This window comes from Inquilinus limosus MP06, from assembly GCF_000767795.1.
In the GTDB taxonomy this organism is placed as follows: domain Bacteria; phylum Pseudomonadota; class Alphaproteobacteria; order DSM-16000; family Inquilinaceae; genus Inquilinus; species Inquilinus limosus_E.
On record NZ_JANX01000871.1, the window covers coordinates 1 to 1793 of the forward strand.

A 1793-nucleotide genomic window follows, 5' to 3' on the forward strand; every position below is an offset into this window, starting at 1 on the left:
CGCCACGGCCAGCACGCCGCCGGCCGAGGCGCCCAGCGACTGCAGCAGCCGCCAGGCGATCAGTGCGTCGATCGAGCCGGCGGAGGTGGCGCCGAGGCTGGCGGCGGCGAACAGCAGGAAGCCGCCGATCAGCACCGGCCGGCGGCCGAACCGGTCGCTCAGCGGGCCGATCACGATCTGCCCGGCGGCAGAGCCGAGCAGGTAGACGCTCATGGTCAGCTGCACCCGGTCCGGCCCGGCCGCGAACTCCGCCCCGATGGTCGGCAGGGCCGGCAGATACATGTCGATCGCCATCCCGCCCAGCGCCACCAGAGCCGCCAGCAGGACCAGGAAGGGCAGGCTGCGGGGGCGGATCACGACGACCTCGGAGCTAGCGATCGGCGGCGAGGAGGAGGAAGGTCGGGCGCTCGCGCTCGATCGCATAGTCCGGATGCTCGGCGATCTGCTCGGCGGTCGGTCCCCATTCCTCGAGATGCGCCAGGGTGAAGCCGGCCCGCAGCAGCAGGTCGACATAGCCGCCGATGGTGCGGTGCTGCTTGACCACGCCCTTGGCCAGCCAGTCGGTGACGCGCGGCCCCTCGTCCAGGTAGCGGTCGACCGGCCAGGTGTCGCGCCCGGCCTCGTCGCGCACCCATTTCGGATCGGACGGGGCGGAGTAGATCGGGTGCTCGACCGAGGCCACCAGCCGCCCGCCCGGCGCCAGCGCCCGGTGCAGCCGCGCCAGCAGCCCCTCCAGGTCGGCGATGTAGTGCAGCGCCAGCGCGCTGTAGGCGAAATCGAAGGAATCCTGCGGCAGATCCAGCCGCTCCAGGTCCTCGCGGCGATAGGTGACGGCGATCTCCGGGTCGGTGGCCCGGGCGCGGGCCAGCATGTTCTCCGACACGTCGAGGCCCAGCACCTCGGCGGCGCCGGCCTGGCGGGCCCAGCGGCAGAACCAGCCGAAGCCGCAGCCGAGATCGACCACGCGGCGGCCGGTCAGGTCCGGCACCAGCGCGCGCATGGCGGGCCATTCCGGCATGCCGTCCAGGCCCTCGATCGACCGGCGCAGCCGGCTGTACTCGGCGAAGAAGCCGGGGGTGTCGTAGATGTTCTGGGTCATGGTGCGTCCTCCATCTTCAAAGGGCGGACGGGGTGCGCGACAGCCGGGAATGCGGCCAAGAAAAAGCCCCGTCCGTTTCCGGCGGGGCTGCGTGGATCGGGCGCTGACCGCGATCAGCGCACACAGAGTCCGGGCGTCCCGCCGACGGCGATGCGGCTGCGTCTGGTGACGATGCGGGATGCGATCACGGACATGGCTTCTGTATTGCGGGCGGCGAGCGCCGCGTCAAGGACCAGTTTCGGCGGAGTGGACTTCGATCCTAGCCCTTGCCCTTCCCCTTGGCGTCGTCGGAGCCGCCGCCTTTGCCTTTGCCCTTACCCTTTCCTTTACCTTCGGGCGGGCTCGCCATCAGCATCGAGGGATCGCGAGGGATCGTTCCGGCTCCATCCGGCGTTCCCGTCCCGGCTGCGCTCGCCATCAGGGACGCGGCGGGCACCGGGACCGCATGGTCCGCCCGGTCCGTTGCGGCATTCGCGGCGCCCGCCGCGAGCCCGATCCCGGCCAGGGCGGACAATACCGATATCGTGCGCATCGATCCCCTCCTGTCGCTGGTTGAGGCAGGCCCGCCGGTGCGGCGGGCCGCGCCGGGGCGTCACCAGTAGCCCTTGCCCTTGAGGTTGCCGGCAACGGCGCCGGCCGCGCCGCCGATCAGGGCGCCGATCCCGGCATTGCCGCCCGCCAGCGCGCTGATCGC

General features: G+C 71.9%; 3 protein-coding genes. All 3 read right to left on the bottom strand.

Translation table 11 applies throughout. The features are described 5' to 3' along the window. The coding region (locus P409_RS33430) for an MFS transporter (RefSeq protein WP_034848840.1) at nt 1-357 on the bottom strand (357 nt) is incomplete at its 3' end. A gap of 13 nt (nt 358-370) precedes the next feature. Next, on the bottom strand, nt 371-1099 hold the full coding sequence (locus P409_RS33435; RefSeq protein WP_034848842.1) for a class I SAM-dependent methyltransferase: 729 nt from the start codon (nt 1097-1099) through the stop codon (nt 371-373). A gap of 259 nt (nt 1100-1358) precedes the next feature. After that, the gene (locus P409_RS40005; RefSeq protein WP_152613684.1) at nt 1359-1631 is read right to left on the bottom strand and encodes a hypothetical protein; all 273 of its coding nucleotides are present in this window, start codon (nt 1629-1631) and stop codon (nt 1359-1361) included. Between the last annotated feature and the right edge of the window lie 162 nt (nt 1632-1793).

What these genes read in the sequence shown, in the direction of transcription:
- P409_RS33435 (WP_034848842.1), bottom strand. Translation starts at nt 1,099, where the DNA reads ATGACCCAGAACATCTACGACACCCCCGGCTTCTTCGCCGAGTACAGC.
- P409_RS40005 (WP_152613684.1), bottom strand. Translation starts at nt 1,631, where the DNA reads ATGCGCACGATATCGGTATTGTCCGCCCTGGCCGGGATCGGGCTCGCG.